The 20,448-nt window shown below is 48.7% G+C and carries 20 protein-coding genes; 17 read left to right on the top strand and 3 right to left on the bottom strand.

The features are described 5' to 3' along the window. Positions 1-14: 14 nt before the first annotated feature. Complete coding sequence (locus J2X75_RS20475; protein WP_310339603.1) at positions 15-836, top strand: polysaccharide deacetylase family protein; 822 nt, start codon at positions 15-17, stop codon at positions 834-836. A gap of 57 nt (positions 837-893) precedes the next feature. Continuing rightward, on the top strand, positions 894-3,071 hold the full coding sequence (locus tag J2X75_RS20470; protein WP_310339601.1) for a glycoside hydrolase family 88/105 protein: 2,178 nt from the start codon (positions 894-896) through the stop codon (positions 3,069-3,071). 191 nt (positions 3,072-3,262) lie between these two features. On the opposite strand, the gene J2X75_RS20465 is transcribed toward J2X75_RS20470, so the two are convergent. Then, on the bottom strand, positions 3,263-4,138 hold the full coding sequence (locus J2X75_RS20465) for a DUF72 domain-containing protein (protein WP_310339598.1): 876 nt from the start codon (positions 4,136-4,138) through the stop codon (positions 3,263-3,265). A 216-nt stretch (positions 4,139-4,354) separates the two neighbouring features. On the opposite strand from J2X75_RS20465, the gene J2X75_RS20460 reads away from it, so the two are divergent. The 5 genes from J2X75_RS20460 to J2X75_RS20440 all read left to right on the top strand — a co-directional run bounded on the left by J2X75_RS20460 (position 4,355) and on the right by J2X75_RS20440 (position 8,453). Continuing rightward, complete coding sequence (locus J2X75_RS20460; protein WP_310339596.1) at positions 4,355-5,098, top strand: class I SAM-dependent methyltransferase; 744 nt, start codon at positions 4,355-4,357, stop codon at positions 5,096-5,098. Positions 5,099-5,125: 27 nt separating this feature from the next. Continuing rightward, positions 5,126-6,109: an MBL fold metallo-hydrolase gene (locus J2X75_RS20455; protein ID WP_310339593.1), complete on the top strand. Its 984-nt coding sequence runs from the start codon at positions 5,126-5,128 to the stop codon at positions 6,107-6,109. A 197-nt stretch (positions 6,110-6,306) separates the two neighbouring features. Continuing rightward, entirely contained in the window at positions 6,307-6,723 is a 417-nt protein-coding gene (locus J2X75_RS20450) for a hypothetical protein (RefSeq protein WP_310339591.1), read from the top strand. Next, a complete protein-coding gene (locus tag J2X75_RS20445) occupies positions 6,720-7,763 on the top strand; it encodes an FAD:protein FMN transferase (protein WP_310339589.1) in 1,044 nt (347 codons plus the stop codon). Before J2X75_RS20450 ends, J2X75_RS20445 begins: the two co-directional genes overlap by 4 nt. A 36-nt stretch (positions 7,764-7,799) precedes the next feature. After that, on the top strand, positions 7,800-8,453 hold the full coding sequence (locus J2X75_RS20440) for a ferric reductase-like transmembrane domain-containing protein (RefSeq protein WP_310339587.1): 654 nt from the start codon (positions 7,800-7,802) through the stop codon (positions 8,451-8,453). A gap of 157 nt (positions 8,454-8,610) precedes the next feature. Here J2X75_RS20440 and J2X75_RS20435 read toward each other — a convergent pair whose 3' ends face one another. After that, positions 8,611-9,177: a phosphatidylglycerophosphatase A family protein gene (locus tag J2X75_RS20435; protein ID WP_307542531.1), complete on the bottom strand. Its 567-nt coding sequence runs from the start codon at positions 9,175-9,177 to the stop codon at positions 8,611-8,613. A 188-nt stretch (positions 9,178-9,365) separates the two neighbouring features. On the opposite strand from J2X75_RS20435, the gene J2X75_RS20430 reads away from it, so the two are divergent. The 8 genes from J2X75_RS20430 (at position 9,366) to J2X75_RS20395 (ending at position 17,462) form a co-directional block, all read left to right on the top strand. Beyond that, the gene (locus J2X75_RS20430) at positions 9,366-10,421 is read left to right on the top strand and encodes a GerMN domain-containing protein (RefSeq protein WP_091037631.1); all 1,056 of its coding nucleotides are present in this window, start codon (positions 9,366-9,368) and stop codon (positions 10,419-10,421) included. Between the two features lie 118 nt (positions 10,422-10,539). Further along, the gene (rph, locus tag J2X75_RS20425) at positions 10,540-11,295 is read left to right on the top strand and encodes a ribonuclease PH (RefSeq protein WP_310339582.1); all 756 of its coding nucleotides are present in this window, start codon (positions 10,540-10,542) and stop codon (positions 11,293-11,295) included. 1 nt (position 11,296) lies between these two features. Beyond that, the gene (locus J2X75_RS20420) at positions 11,297-11,920 is read left to right on the top strand and encodes an XTP/dITP diphosphatase (RefSeq protein WP_124117689.1); all 624 of its coding nucleotides are present in this window, start codon (positions 11,297-11,299) and stop codon (positions 11,918-11,920) included. A gap of 348 nt (positions 11,921-12,268) precedes the next feature. Then, positions 12,269-13,111, top strand: coding sequence for an STM4015 family protein (locus tag J2X75_RS20415; RefSeq protein ID WP_310339580.1), 843 nt, complete (start codon positions 12,269-12,271; stop codon positions 13,109-13,111). A gap of 21 nt (positions 13,112-13,132) precedes the next feature. Beyond that, entirely contained in the window at positions 13,133-14,380 is a 1,248-nt protein-coding gene (locus J2X75_RS20410) for an STM4014 family protein (RefSeq protein ID WP_310339578.1), read from the top strand. Continuing rightward, a complete protein-coding gene (locus J2X75_RS20405; protein WP_310339577.1) occupies positions 14,373-15,158 on the top strand; it encodes an STM4013/SEN3800 family hydrolase in 786 nt (261 codons plus the stop codon). Before J2X75_RS20410 ends, J2X75_RS20405 begins: the two co-directional genes overlap by 8 nt. A gap of 55 nt (positions 15,159-15,213) precedes the next feature. After that, positions 15,214-16,602, top strand: a complete 1,389-nt coding sequence (locus tag J2X75_RS20400; protein WP_310339575.1) for an STM4012 family radical SAM protein — start codon at positions 15,214-15,216, stop codon at positions 16,600-16,602. Continuing rightward, the gene (locus J2X75_RS20395; protein ID WP_310339573.1) at positions 16,599-17,462 is read left to right on the top strand and encodes an STM4011 family radical SAM protein; all 864 of its coding nucleotides are present in this window, start codon (positions 16,599-16,601) and stop codon (positions 17,460-17,462) included. Before J2X75_RS20400 ends, J2X75_RS20395 begins: the two co-directional genes overlap by 4 nt. 186 nt (positions 17,463-17,648) lie before the next feature. Here J2X75_RS20395 and asnB read toward each other — a convergent pair whose 3' ends face one another. Next, the gene (gene asnB / locus J2X75_RS20390; protein ID WP_091037612.1) at positions 17,649-19,493 is read right to left on the bottom strand and encodes an asparagine synthase (glutamine-hydrolyzing); all 1,845 of its coding nucleotides are present in this window, start codon (positions 19,491-19,493) and stop codon (positions 17,649-17,651) included. 193 nt (positions 19,494-19,686) lie between these two features. Here asnB and J2X75_RS20385 point away from each other — a divergent pair, with 193 nt between their 5' ends. Continuing rightward, positions 19,687-19,986 (top strand): hypothetical protein, encoded by a 300-nt coding sequence (locus J2X75_RS20385; protein WP_017692581.1) that lies wholly within the window; start codon positions 19,687-19,689, stop codon positions 19,984-19,986. Positions 19,987-20,017: 31 nt separating this feature from the next. Beyond that, positions 20,018-20,374: a hypothetical protein gene (locus tag J2X75_RS20380; RefSeq protein ID WP_076211283.1), complete on the top strand. Its 357-nt coding sequence runs from the start codon at positions 20,018-20,020 to the stop codon at positions 20,372-20,374. Positions 20,375-20,448: the final 74 nt, after the last annotated feature.

The following is a 20,448-nucleotide window of genomic DNA, read 5'->3' as shown; positions in this document are numbered from 1 at the left end:
AGTGGAAGTAAGGGATGGGACATCGTATTCAGTTTGACCGCTATCCAGGTGGTGTGATGAAAGCGTTAACGCTCAGTTATGACGATGGAGTGGTGCATGATCGCAGACTGGTGGAAATCTGTAATCGGTATGGTCTACGGGGAACCTTTAATCTTAACTCCGGTACCTTGGGTAATCCAGGCCGCATTGAGGCTGGGGAAGTCGCTGAACTTTATACGGGGCATGAAGTAGCCGTTCACACCGTTACTCACCCTTCGCTACCTTATGTTCCGAATGAACTATTGACCGAAGAGATTATGGAAGACCGAAAAGCCTTGGAGCAGCTCGTCGGTTATCCGGTACGAGGCATGGCATATCCCAACGGAGGATATGACCGTGCGTTAAGTACAAAGCTGGAGTGGCTTGGCATCGATTATGCTCGTACCGTTGAATCACATGGCAGATACACGTTGCCAGACCGTCCCCTTGAATGGCACCCGACCTGTCATCATAACCATGATCTGGCGGGACATGCCAAACGTTTTATCCAACATTCCAAAACAGGTACGCCACTATTACTCTACGTCTGGGGTCATAGTTACGAGTTCAATGATAACGACAACTGGGAGATCATCGAACAGTTTGGTGAGCAGATTGGCGGCAGGAACGACATCTGGTACGCGACGAACATCGAAGTGATTGCCTATTGGAAAGCGGTGCAACGATTGGAGTGTTCAGCCGATCGATCCATCATCCATAATCCGTCTGCCATCCCGGTTTGGTTCACGGCAGATCAACAGGTTGTTGAAGTGCAGGGCGGAGAGACATTGCGGCTAAGCGAACGAATCAAGGTATAAGGAAGGGAGCTGACGATCATTCGTTATTTTCATGAGAACGAGGCGATTGCAGGCAAGGTGTACGATTCAATTCCGGATATATTGACAACGGTGGCTCAGCGTTATATTGGTGATCATCCGAAACATTCATTTTTGTTCAGAGCTTATCATCAGGGTGGTTTTCGTAGACTTGGGGACTATCGCTACGACCTGAATCTGAATGAGAAATGCGTAGAGGCGCATGCAGGGCAGTACGTGTATGTATGGGGCAAGTTATGGAGCGAGCAGAATACAACGTTAAATACGGGCCTGAACTGTTATAGTCCGGTGACGATCTATGTGAACGGCGAAGAGGTATTCAAGTCTGAGTTGTTGCAGGAGTTATTTCCCGAGCGAAGAACCCAGATTCCGATTTCCATGAACTATGGCTGGAATGATGTGTTGCTATGTTTTGTCAAAACAGAAGTAGGATTCGGCGGTATTTACGGAACAGCCTCGTTCAAAAATTTCCCGCTGCACTTCCTCACTCCTGGGGCAGATCGTCAAGGACAGGAGGGCTGGTTATATTCGGAACCCGTCGATGAACCTGTATTATCTCTTCCTCGTGTCGGCATGACGGAAGAAGAAACGGGCCTTTCCTGGTATCCGCGAAGGGGCTGGACAGATGAGGAGCAGAGCAAGGGTTCATTTGCTCGCATCTTTGGTACGGAACAACCCGCTGTGGCTTATGCATGGACGAGACTGGATGTAATCTTGCCGGGATCAACGCCAATTATTTTAAAAGGAAATCATGATGGTGTTTTGACTCTGTATGTGGATGGGACGGAAATATACTCTGCTGGAAGTAGCGGTAACTTCCGCGTTGAACTCCCACGCCGTTACGGTTCTTCGGATCTGGTCGCGAAAGGTGAAATTCAAGCACTTAGTGGATCATGGGGATTCACTTTGGAAGATGCCGAGCGTTCGGGTTCCACAGGCTGGAGCCTGAAACCACCTCATCCGGTTGCAGGATGCTCTGACCCCTGGCTGTACACAGGTGTGTTTGCTCCCGGCGCTGAACCATCCCATGCTGACATCGTGCGAACAGATACCGTGTTTGATGATGGCGCACAAGGTGTATATTGGCGGGTAGATCTTCCCGATACGCATGTTCGTCCCTATCTGGAGAATACACATTACGGAAAGTGGAATTATCCGCTTGGCGTTACCCTGCTTGGACTGCTCCAGACAGGACAGGAATTGGGACGGGATGATTACATTCAGTATGTTCGGCAACATATTGAACTGAGTACTTCATTCGACCGCTATGGTCTGTGGGATCGGGAAGGATATGGTGCGGCAGGAATCAATAATCAACTGTCTGCGATAGACAGTCTGGATGATTGTGGTTCGTTTGGCTCTACACTGCTTGCTGCGATGGAGTTGGGTGATATTCGTGGGGGAAGAGACACGGCGGATCGGATTGCGGGCTACATTACGGATGAGCAGGAACGTCTGGAGGATGGTGCCTTTTACCGGGTTCGCGGCAGTGGGGAGATGCGTCAGGAGACGATGTGGTGTGATGACTTATACATGAGCACACCTTTTCTGATGCGTTATGGTCAGTTGACAGGAGAGGCGACGTATTGGGATGATGCGATCAATCAGTTTCTGATGTTCCGTAAATACCTCTACCTTCCCGAACAACAGATTATGTCCCATGTGTATGATTTTGTGCGTGGTCGGGCGACAGGTATTCCATGGGGACGAGGGAACGGGTGGGTGCTCTTTTCATTGACCGAATTGTTAACGATCTTGCCACATGATCATGCGAAGCGGCCGGAACTATTATGTTTCTATCGTGATCTAAGTCAAGGTTATCTGGCGCTGCAAGGGGAAAATGGACTATGGCATCAGGTGCTGAACCGCCCGGATTCGTATGAAGAAACCTCCTGCACCTCCATGTTCATCTACGCTTATGCCCGTGGTATTCGGGAAGGCTGGCTGGAACAGCCGGAGCCTTATTTGGAGGCGGTACGTAAAGGATGGGAAGGTATGACACGTTTGTCGATTGACTATAAAGGTAATATATACGGGGTATGCCGCGGTTCCGGGTACTCGTTTACAGCCTTGTATTATCGCGATGATCTGGGATGGAATCTGAACGATACCCACGGGATTGGCATTGTGCTCTTGGCTGGCATTGAAGCGCATAAAATGAATCAGCAGCTCCGTGAGGCGCATATCGATTCTTCGGTTACAGCCGCGCAGCGCTGATGTTTGACGCAACGAAACGAAGGTATGTGGATAGCCTTCTATAGGTAGATTACCAGCTAAAGAAAGCGGCAATGCCCTCAGGCTTGCCGCTTTTTAGTGTTATTCCAATCCCGAATTTGATCAGCATAATAACAATGATAAATACACTTACCTTCACCTAATAATATGAATAACTCTGTTTTTAGCGTGCATTAAAATAACTCCAGCTGCTCCGGTCCTTCTTTCTGTTCTGGTTCAGTACGGTCAGGAAAAGGCTTCACTGGCAGGTCCAGCAGGTCCATCATCATCTGTGCATTCGCCGCTGCATCGCCACCGGAGTTGTTATTAAAAATAACATAGATATCCTTGCTCTGCTCTTGCAATTGCTCCAGATACCCTTTCCATTCCAACAATTCTTCCTTGTTGTAACGGTACAAATAACGGGTCTCGCGCCAATTAGGCGCACCATTCTGATGCCAGCCGGACACGTTGCGTCCGTGCATGCGAACCAGCGTCATCTCCGAATCCGTCGCCTGTGGCACGATAGGAATGGAACCTAAACCCGCCTGAGGTTCGTCACAGACACTATGAATCCAGCCTTGCTCCTTCATGAACGAAAGCGTCCGCTCGCGCATGCCATCTTCATACCAGCTGCGATGACGGAATTCTAGGGCACACGGAATACCTTCCATTCTCAGTTTCACTTCACGAAGCTCTTTTACGTTGTCCTTATTGCACTCAAACCAAGGTGGATATTGAAACAAGGCTGCCTGCATCTTGCCAGCTTCAATGACAGGCTCCAGTGATTCCCGAAAAGCTTTATACATCTCCGACGTGCTGGTGAAGTAGGGTTTGCCCCGCAGATGTCCGGTCATTCCCTGATAGGCTTTGATGATAAAAGCAAAGGATTCGGGCGTCTCTGCAGCCCACCGTGCCATTCGATCCCGGGGTTGAACGGCGTAGAAGGAACTATCCACCTCCACGGTGGAGAAGTATTGTCCGTATAGACTGAGCTTGTCTTTGGCTTTGGTACGGTTTGGATAGAGATCTTCCTGATCCCCCCATCCGGTAAGTCCGATGTGAATCATAAGAACACCTCCTGTTGCTTATAATTAACCGATCTGCAGGCATATGTCTAACATTATATCGTGTGCATTTTGGCTGTTCAATGTTGGAAAATCACTGGAATTTTTTGAGTTTGCAGAATAAAGACGGTACAATACATTAAAGCTAGGGGAAATGATCAGGCTTGTACAACAGTGACTATAGATAGAGAGCCAGTGACAAGTGGAGGGCGAGAATGGATGACGGAATGGTATGAAAAGAGTTTTGGAGAAGATTACCTTCTCGTATACAAGCACCGGGATGTGCAGGGTGCCTATCAGGAAGTACATAAAATGATTAATTGGTTGAAGCTTGAGCCCAATGCTGAAGTATTGGATCTATGCTGCGGTATGGGACGGCACTCCATGGCACTTGCTGATGCAGGATTGCGAGTGACCGGAGTTGATCTGTCCGATGTGCTTCTACGTGAAGCGCGCCTAATGGACACAGAACACCGAGTATCGTGGTGTCATGCGGACATGCGTGAACTGCCGTTGAAAGGTGGCTTTGACGCTGTAGTTAATCTGTTCACATCGTTTGGTTATTTCCTGGAGGACGGAGAACAACTGAAAGTATTACGTGCCATTCATCGCATGCTTCGCCCGGGTGGCAGCTATATTATTGATTTTATGAATACGGCTTATGTGACTCGTCATCTGGTGCCACACTCCGTCCGAGAGGATGAAGGGCAGCGGATTGAGGAGTTCCGCAAGATTGAGGATGGGTTTGTGCAGAAGGAGATTCGCATTACGGACACCACATCCGGACATGAACCGCGGGTATATCAGGAGCGTGTGAAGTTGTACACACGGGATCAACTGAGTCAGATGTTAAGTGCCGCCGGACTCCGGGTAGACCAGGTACATGGCGGCTATGATGAAGAGAAATATGACGAGCAGACTTCGCCACGCATGATTTTTGTGGGTCTTCGTCCTGTGGAGTGAACAGAGACAGTCTGGAAGGGGGATAACATGAAGCGCACAGAAGAGATGCCCATGACAGAGGGCATACACCGGGTCAAGATCAGCATGTCGTTTCCCTTAAGATGGGTGAACAGTTATCTGTTATCAGAACCGGATGGGAAGATAACCATTATAGATCCGGGACCGCGTAATTCGGAAACAGAACAGGAGTGGGTTGAAGCGCTGGCAGATCTCGGCCTGACCTTTAGCGATATCCGTCAAATTGTACTGACCCACCATCACCCCGATCATCTTGGATTGTCGGGTTGGATGCAACAGATGACAGGGGCACCCGTTCGCATGTCCACACGTTCCCGCCAAGAGGCCGATTATATGTGGGGACCTAATTCACACATCAATACAATATTACCTGATTATTATGGTTGTTATGGTATGCCGGAAGACAAGACTGAGCAGATACATGAACATATGAAGGCATTTGCTTCGCAGATCACGCCACTTCCGAATGTCACACCTGTTGAAGATGGCGAGTGGCTCGATATGGGCGGGAAACGTTGGATTGCTGTAGAGACAGGTGGACATGCCCCAGGCCATTTATCCTTTTATGCGCCGGAGTCCATGGAGATTCTGTGCGGAGATGCCGTTTTGCCACAGATTTCACCGAATATCAGTCTGCAACCCGGCAGTGACCCTCAGCCATTATTGTCTTATATGGAAGGATTGGAACGTCTTGGGGAGCTGAACGTCAAGCATGCGTATCCGGGACATCGGAATCCTTTTGCCGAGTTCACCGAACGGACAGTACAATTGCTGGCTCATCACGAGGAACGTCTTCAGAAGATGACGGAGCGAATTCAGGAGTCACCGGCGAATGCTTATGACATCTGTGTGCACATGTTTGGGAATCGGCTGGGTACCCATCAACTGCGGTTTGCCATGAGTGAGACGTTAGCCCATTTGCAGGAGTTAATTCGACGCGAAGTAGTGAAGCAAAAGCAGCAACCGGATGGCACGTTCTATTTTCGATTTTAACGGTATGTTGATATGGATATGAAATGATAATGCGATCTTATATAGAGGCTCGGGACAGGAAATTCACCTGTTCTGGGCCTTTTTAGCCTCTCTTAACGGTTCATTCATCTATTTTTAAGCCAGCGCGCCTATGATACATCTATGAACTTCGCTAGGGCGTGTCTTGAGACACACCCTAAAGAAAGCAGGGAAGAGCGATGACCAGAAGAAAACGGAATCAATGGAGAAAATGGCAAGCTTCAGCGGCAGCAACGTTGACAGTGGCTGCACTCTTTCAATATGTAAGAACTTCGGATGCCTTTGATATAGCCTATGCAGCAGCGAATGGTACGGATACAAGCGTTACTGCTTCAAGCCAGGTGGATACGCGGGATGATGTGATGGACGAATGGATCAACAGTACAACGGACAGCAACAACTGGAACACGCAGGACAATGACAATAATGATAGTCAATATAATGGAACAACCGATAGCACACAAGCAGCTCGGCCAGATCAGAGCGTGAGTAACAAGGATAATTATTCAGATTCTCAGCGTATCGGGCAAAATAACCAGGGTACAGACCCCGGATACAGCAGTGGCAACTATCAGTCACGTACAGGTGCATCATGAGCCGCACGGAGCAAGTCGCTCGTCCGCTCCGATTTCAATTCCGTGCGATGAACACAGATGTTGAAGTGCAGCTGTCCGCTGGGCGGGAAGAAGCTGAACATGCAGCCACTGTGGTCAAGAATTGGTTTGAGACGCAGGAGCAGCGCTTCAGCCGATTTGTGGCAGACAGTGAACTGAATCGTCTGAATCATGCAACCGGATGGATACCCATCTCCGCTGCTATGGATGAAGTGCTGAGTCTGGCCTATGGATATATTGGTCTGACTGAAGGAATTTTCCAACCGGGTATCTCGCAGGCTCTTCAGGCTTCGGGATATGATATAAGCTTCGAGAAGGTGCAACAACGACAACCGCAACGTCCGCTGCTTGAGCGCATTTTGCGAACAAGAACACCTGAAAGTTCAGGAATGATGGAGGATCGGCATGACCACAGTCGTCCGGGATGGATTCAGCGGGAAGGTAGCCGGATGGTTCATCTGGACCCTGGAGCTGAGTTGGATCTGGGAGGGATCGTTAAGGGATGGGCGGTGGAGCGCATTGCGGACTGGTTGCAGCGAACATTGCATATCCCGGCGGGTTTAATTAACGCGGGTGGAGATATTCAGGTATGGGGTACACCGGACTATCCCCAGTGGACCTTGCAAGTAGAAGATCCTTTGCAGAATCAGGGTGCTGTGTCGGGAGCGATCCGTTTACAGCGAGGAGCTGTTGCCACTTCGGGTATTTCCCGCAGACAATGGCAGAATACGGATGGAAGCTTTGCACACCACCTCATTGACCCACGGACGATGGAGCCGGCAGATACGGACGTATTGCAGTGTACGGTTCTGGGACAGCATGCTTCGCAATGCGAGATCATTGCCAAGACGGTCTGCATTTTGGGTAGTGCCGAGGCGGTGGGTTGGTTAAACCGACATTACGATCGGCATGACGTCCTGTGGATGACACGGGATGAGAGTATTTTTTTTAGAGGGAATACGGATACGCTCGCTGAGCACTGGCCCGGTTTTGATCCGGATCATCGCTTCAGTCTGATATAAACGGGGACAAGTCTAACAGATATGGGGGAGCCGGTTATGGCACAATGGATTGTAGATTACCTGCCGACGTGGAATATCATTCGAATTAGTGGAATTGCTGCTTATGTGCTGCTCTTTGCCGGTGTATTTCTGGGCATTGCACAAGGGATGCCTATGGCCAAAGGCAAACCTAAAGCGACCATGTTCAAATGGCATACTCGAACGACCTGGCTCGCCTTCGGACTTGGACTCGTGCACGCATTAACATTATATATTGATCACTATAGCCCGTTGACCTGGGGCGAACTTCTGATTCCTTTTACCGCTTCTGTGCATCCGATCGGCAGTGGTCTGGGAACGTTAGCCTTCTACGGATTAGTGATTGTCCTGTTATCCAGTGATCTGCGGAACAAGCTGGGCCGTAAATGGTGGTTCATGTTCCACATGTTGTCCTATCCGGTGTTCATTGGTCTGCTGGTTCACGGCATGGTAACAGGATCAGATTCAGGCAACATTATCATGCGGATGATGTATGTATTTACCGGACTCAGCATCGCTGGCATCACTGTGCTGCGTGGCATGTTGCGAGAGCGCAAAGGCCCGGAAATCACGATTGGACCGAAACGGGCAACATCTGGTTCACCTACCGAGCAGAATTGGGTTGAAGGTTTTGGTTTGGTGGGAACGGTACGACCTAAACATCTGAAATAAAAACATGAGGATCATCAAAAAGTATCTTACACATGCAAAAAAGCGGCCATCTGGCCGCTTTTTCCATGAACAGTTATTTTATTGAACAGTTATTTCACGAAGCATCCATACACATGTCCAATGTTCCACATGACTTCAGATATGAAACGAGTTAGCATTATACAGCGTCATCACTGACAGGTTTTTCTCCCAGTGCTTCTTCAAGCTCGGATTGTTTGCGATGGGCGATCCGACTGCTCGCTGCCGATGCAATCGCACCGACAATATCATCGAAGAACGTGTGGACAGGGCCCAGGCTCTTGTCATTAAGTCGTTCAAGCACCCCTGGTTTCAGCTTGTCCACATAACCATAATTCGTAAATCCAATGCTGCCATATACATTGACGATGGAGAATGCCAAAATCTCATCCACGCCATACAGTCCTTCATCGTTCTCAATCATCTCCTGCAAAGGAGATATGAGTTGACCCTGTTCTGCCAGAATATCGAGCTGAATACCGGTCAGGACAGCGTTCTGTACCTCGCGTTTACGGAGAACCTTCTCCACATTTTCAATACATTCTTCCATCGTAAGATCAGGATAGTACTTTTTCTGCAATAACATAACCAGCTCTGCGATCTCAGGGATCGTGACGCCCCGCTTATGCAGCCATTCCCTTGTTGCCTCCGCCACTTTGCGGCTATTCAGGCTGTAAGGGATTTTTTCTTGCTCAGGATGTTCCATGGGCGATTCCTCCTCTGAAGTTAGCAATGTCCCTACTCTTGCTTCCTAATACGTTATTAACCTGTTTTACGTTTCTTTAAGATAATATATAAGTTTTTAGCGAAGCGATTATCTTTTAGTTATTTTTTGGACAAAGGCTCGTATACATGGTAGTACAAACTGTAAAAATGATGAGGGGGAACGTGATCATGAGAAAGATCCAATCTTTGCGTACGGTATCGGCAGCAGCGCTGCTGAGTATTCCTATGGTATTGTCAGGCTGCGGCATGTTTGGAGCACAGTCTTCCGAAGCTGTTGATCCACCACCGCCTATTCAGGAAGCAGCCATGATTCAAGCAGCCGAAGGGAATGGTGCGCTCGCAACGCTCCCATTAACGACGGTATATCTGCAAGACCAGCAGGGGCTGCTCGCTCCGGTATCCCTGACACTTCCTTCTGGAACAGACGCCAGCAGTCCAAAGACAGCACTGGATACACTTGTCACAGGCGGGGCCTATGCAGGTATGCTGCCTGAAGGATTCCAGGGCGTTCTCCCGCAGGGAACGGTTGTGCAGAATGTAACGATTCACGCGGATGACAAGCTGGCGGTCGTTGAGTTCTCGGGTAATTTTGCCAAGTATGATGCGAAGGAAGAACGGAAAATGCTAGAAGCTGTCACGTGGACATTGACGGGAACGCCTGATGTGGAGAATGTGCAGATCTGGGTGGATGGCAAAAAGTTAACACAAATGCCGGTGAACAGCACGCCGCTGCCTGAACCGCTGAATCGGGCTGTGGGAATCAATCTGGATCTGGGTGATACGTTTGTGACCAACAGCAGCCCGGTAACGGTCTATTTCTCCGCTGCTTCACCAGCAGGCATCCAATATTATGTTCCGGTGACACGTCTGGTTACACCTGGTGAAGATCGGGTGCAGGCAGCGTTGAATGAACTGATCAAGGGACCTGACAAAGGTGGAGAACTGGAAGAGGTCATGACAGGCGGAACGGAGCTGCAATCGGTCAAAACGGCAGAGGATGGCACGGTCACGGTTGCCTTGAAAGATGATATGTTTGCCGAAGGGGATATCGTGCCAAGCGAGCTTTTACAGTCTGTCGTATTAACTACTGCGGAGAACACAGCCAGCAAGGATGCCAAAGTGCAGATCGAATGGAATGGCCAAAAAACGGTCATGGGTGACGACAACAGGGATTACAGTGCGCCGGTTTCCAAGCCTGAATATATCAACGAAATTCCGATTTAATGAGCAAGGAATGCTTAAGGATGCTTTTAATCGAACTCTTTGGTAAAATATAAGGGATTCGTAAAAATGTTAACAAGCTCAACATTACAGGATGCTTAAGTCGTAGGAGGCAGAAAATATGAGATCAAACGGACGAACCAGCGAACAGCTGCGCCCGCTGAATTTAACAGTGAACACGAATAAATACGCCGAGGGCTCTGTACTGATTGAAGTTGGAGATACAAAGGTGATCTGTACAGCTACAGTGGAGGAACGTGTTCCTCCCTTTATGAAAGGGCAAGGAAAAGGCTGGGTAACAGCTGAATATTCCATGTTGCCACGTGCAACACATACTCGGAACCAACGTGAAGCCAATCGCGGGAAATTAACTGGACGCACCATGGAAATCCAGCGTCTGATTGGTCGGGCACTGCGCTCGGTAGTTAATCTGCAGGCTCTTGGCGAGCGTACCATTACCTTGGACTGTGATGTCATTCAAGCTGACGGAGGCACACGCACAACGTCCATTACCGGTGCGTTTGTAGCGCTGGCGTTTGCTGTGAACAAGATTTCCCAACAACACAAACTGCAAGTATTCCCGATTACGGATTTCATTGCTGCGGTAAGTGTGGGTGTTGTGGGTGAACAGCCTGTACTGGATCTGAACTATGATGAAGATTCCAAAGCCAAGGTGGATATGAACCTGGTGATGACAGGCGGCGGTAAATACGTCGAGCTTCAGGGAACAGGTGAGGAAGCTCCATTTGATCGCCGTGAGTTGAACGCGATGTTGGAACTTGGTGAGCAGGGAATTCTGGAGATGATCGAGCGTCAAAAAGAAGTGCTCGGCCCGATTGCGCTCAAGATCGGCGCGCGTGGATTAGGGGAAGCTTAAGATGAGTTTGGACAGCCCAATCCTCATTGTTGCAACCCGCAATGCGGGTAAAGTCCGTGAATTCGCTCATGCTTTCGCACCGCTTGGTAAAGAGGTTAAGAGCATGTTTGACTATCCGGAGCTGCCGGATGTGATAGAAGACGGCGTAACGTTTGCGGAGAATGCCTGGAAGAAAGCCAAGGCGGTTGGTGATGCGCTTGGTTTGCCTGTTCTGGCAGACGATTCAGGACTTTGCGTAGATCTGTTGGACGGGGAGCCGGGAGTATATTCAGCGAGATATGCAGGCGAAGGAGCAACGGATGCACAGAATAATGCGAAGTTGCTGGAGACGCTGGAATCGTTGAAATCCGGTGAGGACACCGAACAGCCGCTACTAAGTCCGGCTCGTTTTGTCTGTGCGTTGGTACTGTACGATCCGACAACAGGTGATAAGTATGAATCGGAAGGCACTGCCGAAGGCTGGATCACGGCTCAAGCTGCAGGTGCTGGCGGTTTTGGATATGACCCACTTTTCTATGTACCTGAATACGAGATGACGATGGCAGAGCTGACGCTTGAGCAAAAACAGGCGATTAGCCACCGTGGTCACGCGCTGAGAGCGCTTGTATCCAGACTTGAAGGCTGAGACTAAACGAAACATCTTGATTTAAATTCATGATATGTGAACATCAAAGCGTTAATGGAGGGACAGGACATTCCGATGGAATGGTTCACCCGCCATTAACGCTTTTTGTATGAAATGAAGTGTTTGATCGGGTTTGGTGAAGGTCCATCCATATACCTAATGGTGAGGGCTTTTTTTGTGACTACATATCAGAACGTATGTTCTTTTACCTACAAGAGAAATGGTTTACATTGCACGATTGGGAATCTCATTGGGACTGGAGTTGGAAGAAGTTGCAAGCCTTGTGTGGTATGGGTTAACATTCAAATTAACGAATCATATATGAACCTTAAACGGAGGGATCTACTCATGCAAGAAGTGAAGCTTGTTGTATCTTACGATGATTATGAGGACGGCATTCGTATGGAAAAGTTAATAAAGGAACTGGCGGCTAAACCGGAGGCCAGCTCATTGGAAAGTCTGGTCATCGGAGATTGGGGACAGGCTTATGAAAATTCGCCTGATGAGTTCATGGGTACGCTTATCGAGTCGGCTCCAAGTTTTCCGTCATTGAAGAAACTGTTTATTGGAGATATGGGATTCGAAGAATGTGAAGTATCGTGGATTATCCAGACAAATCTCACACCGCTGTTAGGTGCCTTTCCAGAATTAAAATCATTCTCTGTAATGGGCAGTAGCGGCCTCAGTCTGGAACCACTCCAGCATGCCAAGCTTGAAGAATTGATTATTATTTGTGGTGGTCTCCCGAAAGAAGTGTTATCTTCAATCACCCATGCCAAGTTGCCTGAATTGCGTAAACTGGAACTGTACCTGGGTGTGGATAATTATGGTTTTGATGGATCACTTGAAGACGTACTCCCTTTGCTAGAAAAAGGATTATTTCCAAAGCTGGTTTACTTGGGTCTGAAAGACAGTGAAATTCAGGATGAGATTGCCAAAGCAGCAGCTGAAGCACCTATTCTGGATCAACTTGAAGTACTGGATCTATCGCAAGGAACGTTGTCCGATGAAGGGGCTGAGGCGTTGCTTGCCAGTGACAAGATCAAGAAACTGAAACATCTTGATCTAAGTTACCATTACATGACCAATGAAATGATCAGTCGCTGGAACGAATCGGGTATATCTGTAGATGTTAGCGACCAGCAACAGAGTGATGAGGATGACTGGCGTTACCCGTCGTTAACGGAATAGATGATGTCAGGTGTTACGGAAATGAAAGAAAGCATGCATCAACCAATAGGTATGCCTGATCCAACGCAAGATCAGCCCTTTTTATTGATTGGAAACCCTGATAACCGACGAACACAAGGGCTGCAAGAGGCTAGGCATAGATTAGGGCTGAAACCTGCGGTTGTACTGCCATATGCTCAATTGCTCCAGAATTGGAGACACGGACGAACCGTCGCTGATACAGTAGATGCGAATCTGCCTGTACCCCTGATTCGAATAGATGCTCCAGGAGAGGATTGGGAAGTGGAGCGTGAACTACTGTCCCTTGGAGCTATGAACGATACGTCAACATTAACGGGTGGAATGGGTACAGAAGCATTTTTCGCAGAACAGGCACTTACGCTGGAACAGGAGTGGGGAAGAATATACGCTCCTGCCCAGTGGTTCCGTGGCTGGAAAGAATGTCTGGATCGAATTGGCCGTGAGTCTCGGGAAATATGGCCTGTAGTCCGATTCATGAATGATCCCGCCGATATCCAATTGATGTTTGACAAGAGAACATGTCAGCAGCATCTATCTTCACATGGAGTTGATGTACCTCCAGCGCTTCAATCTTCGCAGCCAATCTGCGATTATATGGACCTGCGTAGCTCAATGAAGGTTGCCGAGATGCATCGTGTGTTTGTGAAGCTTGCGTGCGGCTCCGGGGCTTCAGGAGTTGTTGCCTATCAAGTCAATCCTCGAACGGGTGATGAAATCGCTGTAACAACGATGGGGATGGAACAGAGACAGGGCAAGACGATTTTCTTCAATGAAGGACGTCTACGCAAGTATACCCGCAGTGAAGAGATTATTACGCTGATGAACTGTTTATGTGCAGAAGGTGCACAGATTGAACGGTGGATGCCCAAAGCTACGCTTGATCAACGGGCCTACGATATTCGCCAACTGGTTGCGGGTGGACAGGCAGGTCATGCGATTATGCGGCTGAGCCGTACGCCAATTACTAATCTACATCTGCGCAATGAGCGTATGCTGCCTGCTGAAGCAGGGTTGGATGAACAGCGGATGTCACTGATTCGGTCGGTAGCGCAAGCAGCCATGTCTGCATTTCCCAACTCGTGGTCAGCCGGGATTGATGTGATGCTTACTAGTGGGTCGAATCCGCGTGCCTATGTGCTGGATGTGAATCCGTTTGGAGATCTGTTATACAGGGTTGAGCATCATGGCCTCGGAACCTACGAGTGGGAAATGGAACTTTTACGAAAGGAGCCTATTCAACATGCCTGATATGAACACCATCGTGGGCTCCCATGATTTGTTAATGATTACGCTGGATACGTTACGATATGACGTAGCCAAGCTGGAAGAGGAGAATTGTCCTAATCTATGTGGTTCGGGTCCGTGGGAGAAGCGTCATACCCCAGGCAGTTTTACATATGCGGCGCACCATGCTTTTTTTGGTGGTTTTATGCCGACCCCTGCCAATACAGATAAGGCATCTCATGTAAGGCTATTTCATTCCCTGAATACCGGACTCAAGACACATCCGCACACCTGGTTGTTTGATACACCGGATATCGTATCCGGGTTCGCAGCTGAAGGTTACCGTACCATCTGTATTGGCGGCGTCATTTTTTTTACGAAAAAAAACCCGCTTGCGAAAGTATTGCCCAGCTATTTCCAACAGAGTTACTGGCGAATGAACTTTGGGGTAACCAACCCCAAATCAACAGAGCATCAGGTACAGCATGCATTAAAGTTGCTTGAACAGACATCGCCGGATGAAAAGATATTTATGTTTTTGAACGTGTCTGCCATTCATGGACCCAATCGTTACTTTGTAGAAGGAGCGAAGGAGGACTCGGTGGAGACTCAGCGAGCTGCACTTCGATATGTAGATGAGGCTCTTGGACCATTGTTCGAGGCGATGAGGAAACGCGCTCGGCCTGCGTATTGCCTGGCTTTTTCCGATCATGGTACAGCTTACGGTGAAGACGGGTATCAAGGACACCGGCTTGCACATGATGTCGTCTGGACGGTGCCTTACCGTGAATTTTTAGTATAGAATTATAGAATGTATTGATCTTATGAGGACAACAACCGGAGACAGGAGGAAACCGATGGATAAACAATCACAACATATTACAACAGGCCATTCCACACAGTCCGGATCCAATATAGCTACAGGCCTCAGTGAAGTACTGGCATTCCCTTATCGTTCTTACTTATACTCGTATCCGCACAAGACCGCCTATCGGGAGCTTGACCCACCACTGCCGTTAGGAACACTGTGGGAACGAGAAAATACCGATACGTATTTTTTATATATGCATATTCCCTTTTGCGCTGCTCGTTGCGGATTCTGTAATCTGTTCACCCTGCCGGATCGACGGGATGATACGCATGAACGTTATGTGGATGCTCTGGAACGTCAGGCGAAGCAGTGGGCACCCATTACATCTCGAAGACCGTATTCCCGGTTCGCGATTGGTGGAGGAACGCCTACATTATTAAATGAGGTTCAGTTGAATCGTCTTTTTGATATTGCTGAACATGTGATGGGGCTGGACCCTGCGCAAGCATCGATTTCGGTGGAAACGTCGCCGGATACCGTTACGGACGCCAAGCTGGCCATTATGAAGGAGCGAAGTGTGGATCGTATTAGTATGGGTATCCAGAGTTTCATTGAAGCTGAAGCATCTGCCATCTATCGTCCACAAAAACCGCAGGAGGTCGAACGAGCGCTTGAGAAGCTTACTCGGTACGATTTCCCATTGTTAAATCTGGATCTGATCTATGGTTTGCCGGGTCAAACGGTGGAATCGTGGATCTATTCACTGGAAAGAGTGCTGGCCTACGAACCGGGCGAGATCTTTATCTATCCCTTGTACACACGGGAAAATACAATCGTAAAGCCTGATGATATTCGCCGTCAGGGACCTGACATTCGGATGGAGCTGTATATAGCGGCACGTGAGACATTGAAAAGCAAAGGTTATGTGCAATATTCGATGCGCAGATTTGCCAAAGAACAGTCGTCCTCGAAAGCACTTCTGCCATACAGCTGTCAGGAGGAAGGCATGGTTGGTCTGGGGTGTGGCGCACGCTCTTATACGAGTGAAGTACATTATGCTTCCAAGTACGGCGTGAGTTACAAGGCCACACAGAGCATTATTGCCGATTATGTGGCAACTGAGCGCTACGATGTGGCGGATTATGGCATCGTGTTAAGCCGTGAGGAACAGAGACGACGCTTTATTCTGAAAGCCTTGCTGCATCGGGAGGGATTGACGTTGTCTGACTACCAACAGCGCTTTGGTACCGATGTGATGTCCGACTATGTCTGGTTGGCTGAACTGTTGACAGAGGGCATGGCGGAGTTGGAGAGCGGTGAGGGCAAGCAGGTGCTACGTCTGACAGAAGAAGGACTGGGTTACTCCGATGCGATTGGAGATTGGCTTATATCTGCCGAAATTCGTGAACAGATGGAAGGGTTTGTTTTCTCATGAGAGCAACTTTGTATTATCGGGGGAAGTTGTCTTCCTGTAATTACGACTGTCCATACTGCCCTTTTAGCAAAACCGTGGATTCCAAAGAGACGTTGGAAGTGGATGATCAACAATTGCGTCAATTTGTAAATTGGGTCAGGGAGCAAGAGCGTGCCGGGCATCAATTTTCGATTTTTTTCAATCCCTACGGTGAAGCTTTGGTACGTCGTTGGTACCGGGAAGCGATGGTTGAGCTGTCACATATGCCACATGTGGATAAAGTTGCGATTCAAACGAACCTGTCCGTCAAGCTGGATTGGGCGAGGGAGCTGGATGCGAATAAAGCAGCCTTTTGGGCGACGTATCATCCTCGTGAGACAAAAGAAGCTTCTTTTGTAAAACAATGTCTGACCTTGCGTCAGATGGGACTTGCTTTTAGTGTCGGTACTGTCGGACTCCGTAGTGCTTTCCCCGCAATTGAGTCCATGAGACAGGCTTTGCCGGATGATGTGTATATGTGGGTAAATGCCTTCAAAGATCGGCCCAAGTATTACACGCCGGAAGAAATTCAGTTTTTACGTGGGCTTGATCCGCTTTTTGAAGGTAATCTGCAGGATTATGAGAGCTTGGGCAAACGATGTGCTGCCGGTTCGGAAGTATTTTATGTACAGGGGTCCGGGCATGTGAAGAGGTGTTACAAGGATCGCCGAATCATTGGACATCTATATCGCGATGGTTTGCAGGCTTTGTCTGAGGATCGGCCTTGTCGCATGAAAAAATGTGGCTGTTACATCGGTTATATCCATATGGAGGATTCCCCGTTCAGGGAAACGTTTGGCAGCGGGCTGCTTGAACGTAATCCGGTATTCATTAACCGATAAGCACGGCAAGGGAGAACGAAATAAACATTAAAGTAGCTTCACTAAAAATGTAACGATGGACGGGTTTCAATGTCAATTTCAGCACATATGAATTGATTTGTGTATAACAATAAGATGTCCGGTGAGCAACAGTTATGCTGTTCACCGGACGTCTTTTTTTTGTGAATGGAAATCAGAAAGGCAATTCTATCGAATAGCGACTTTATATGTCCGCAACCAGGTATTGATCTGAGTCAGATATGCAAATAACTGTGGCCCTGACATTAACTGTCCGAACCAGGGAAGATTGGAAGCTGCATCTGGTGAAGACGCAAGATTGCGGATCTGAGTTTTGTCGATCAAAGGCAAAATAGGTGATGTGGGATCATCCAGGATATCAAGTACCTGTTGTTTGACCGCGGCCAGATATTGCGGATTATGTGTTTTTGGATATGGACTCTTTTTGCGATATAACACATCGTCAGGCAGGACACCTTCGAGTGCTTTGCGCAGAATACCTTTTTCCCGTCCGCCGGTTATTTTCATTTCCCACGGGATGTTAAACACATACTGGATCAGACGATGGTCACAGTAAGGTACCCGCACTTCCAGTCCTGCCCCCATGCTCATTCGGTCTTTGCGATCCAGAAGTGTAGGCATGAAACGTGTAATGTTCAGGTAGGACATCACACGCATTTGTGCAGCTTTACCTGTTTCTCCATCCAACAGAGGCACTTCAGCCACTGCATCCGAATAGCGGTCTGCCAAATAGTCGAGTGGCCGAATCCATTCCCTAATGTCCGGGGATAACAAGGCTGCTCGCATATCAGGCGCTACAGACCACGGAAACGTCCCGGAGTTCAGCATATCTTCTCGATGGAACCAGGGGTAACCGCCAAACACTTCATCCGCTGCTTCACCTGAGATGGCAACCGTGGCCCCTTTTTTGATTTCTTTACAGAACAAATAGAGCGAGGAGTCTACATCTGCCATACCTGGCAGGTCCCTTACTAGCATGGCCTGTGTCAATGCATGAACCAGTTCTCCGTTCTCAATCTCAATCCAGTGATGGTCGGTCTTGAGTTCATCCACCATTCGCTTAATCCAGGGTCCATCCGCACCCGGCTGAAAGGAATGCGCCTGAAAATGCTTGGCATTATCCACATAATCGACAGAATACGTACTGACTTGGCCTTGCCCGGTCCGGTTGTAATAATCCACGGCTAATGCAGACAAGGCACTGGAGTCCAGTCCTCCTGATAAAAGAGAGCATACTGGAACATCCGAAGCCAACTGGCGCTCCAGTGTATCTTGCAAGAGAGATCGTACCTCGGCTGCCGTCTCTTCCAGGTTATGTTCGTGGTTCTGGCTTTCCAGTTTCCAGTAGGCATAGGTTCGGATCCCGTTTCGGTTATAGATCAGCGCGTGCGCAGGCTTGAGTTCGCTTAGTGAAGAGTAAACGCCGTGTCCTGGTGTCCGTGCAGGACCTACGATAAACACTTCGGCCAATCCCTCGGGGCCAACAGCGGCTTCTACATCTGGATGAATAAGCAGAGCTTTGGGCTCTGAGCCAAATACGAGTGTGTCTTTGGCATTACTGTAGAACAGAGGTTTCACGCCAAGGCGATCTCGTGCGATAAAAACCTGTTCGCGTCCCCCATCCCATATGGCAAAAGCAAAAATACCGTTAAACCGGTCAACACATGCCGGTCCCCACTCAATATAAGAGGCGAGCAACACTTCCGTATCACATTGCGTGCGGAACTGATGCCCCCGCTGGAGCAATTCCTTTTTCAACTCGGGTGCATTGTATAGTTCTCCGTTATACACGACGGTATAGGAGGTATCTCCCTGTAACGCATGCATGGGTTGTGCGCCGTTCTCGGGGTCCATTACACTAAGACGCCGATGTCCAAAGGCACAAGGATTGGAGATCCATGTACCTGAAGCGTCGGGCCCCCGGTTCGACAAGCTATCCGTCATACGGACCAGCAGCTCTGATTCCTGGGTCAAATCCCGATTCCACTGTATGAAGCCGGTAATACCGCACATGGTTTGTTCATCCTTTCTTGGTCGAGTCATTCATCCGTATGGCTGCTTAATTACTGGCAACCAGCAAATGTTGTCTTTTTCGTCAGAGGTCGTAACAAATATATGCCGAAAGCAGGCATAAAATGTCTGTCCTCTTCGGAAACTAGTTCTAGGGACAACGGCCTCAACATGCCTGTGAAGGAGAGAACATGCAATGGACAGTATGAAGTATTATGTGTCTGTCATGGGCCGCTCCGTTATTCCGGATCCGTCGGTAACATCGTATGAATGGATCATTCAGGCAACGCCGCAGGAAGCGGAGCAATTACTGGGACTGCTGAGCCTCATGCAGGAAAAGGAGGAAGAGGCCTTTCCTGGCATGGTATTCCCATGGCCAGATACACCGGAGGAGTCCGTAAACCGAGCGTATGAAACGGTATTACAACAGGTGTATCGGGAGATTTACCGATTGGGCACACCAGAGACACGATACCAGATTGAACAAAGTACATGATAAGCACAAAGGAAAAGGAGCGCGATGACGAATGTATGCCATTCAAGATGCCAAAATACGCAGATTAACCGAGGTGGATGGATTGTCTTGTGCAGAGGTTGAAGTGCAGCCTGGAAATGCCGGAGATCCGTCGTTACTTGTATACGTGGCCTCAACACAGCCCGGAAATTCGCTGGAAGTTGTTCGGATTGTACGCAATCACTCCGATTCGGCGATCGACTGGTATAACAATAATATGCATACCGCGTTTGAAGAGGCGACAGATACCGCATTTGAGAACAGTGAAGGCATGACAGTCGAAGAAGATAAAGCTCGGTTTCAAAGTGAGTTGTTTGCCTTTGGTTTGCTTGGTCCGACACTTCAGCGTTATCTGATCGGGCAGGCTTAACAGGTAACGCTCCGGCAATACATGTGGTGTTAGCGGGATAGAGTTCGATGTTGAGCTATATGTAGATGTGACCT

This window comes from Paenibacillus sp. 2003 (genome assembly GCF_031455635.1).
GTDB classification, from domain to species: Bacteria; Bacillota; Bacilli; order Paenibacillales; family Paenibacillaceae; genus Paenibacillus; species Paenibacillus amylolyticus_B.
This window is presented reverse-complemented; position numbering and strand designations above follow the sequence as displayed.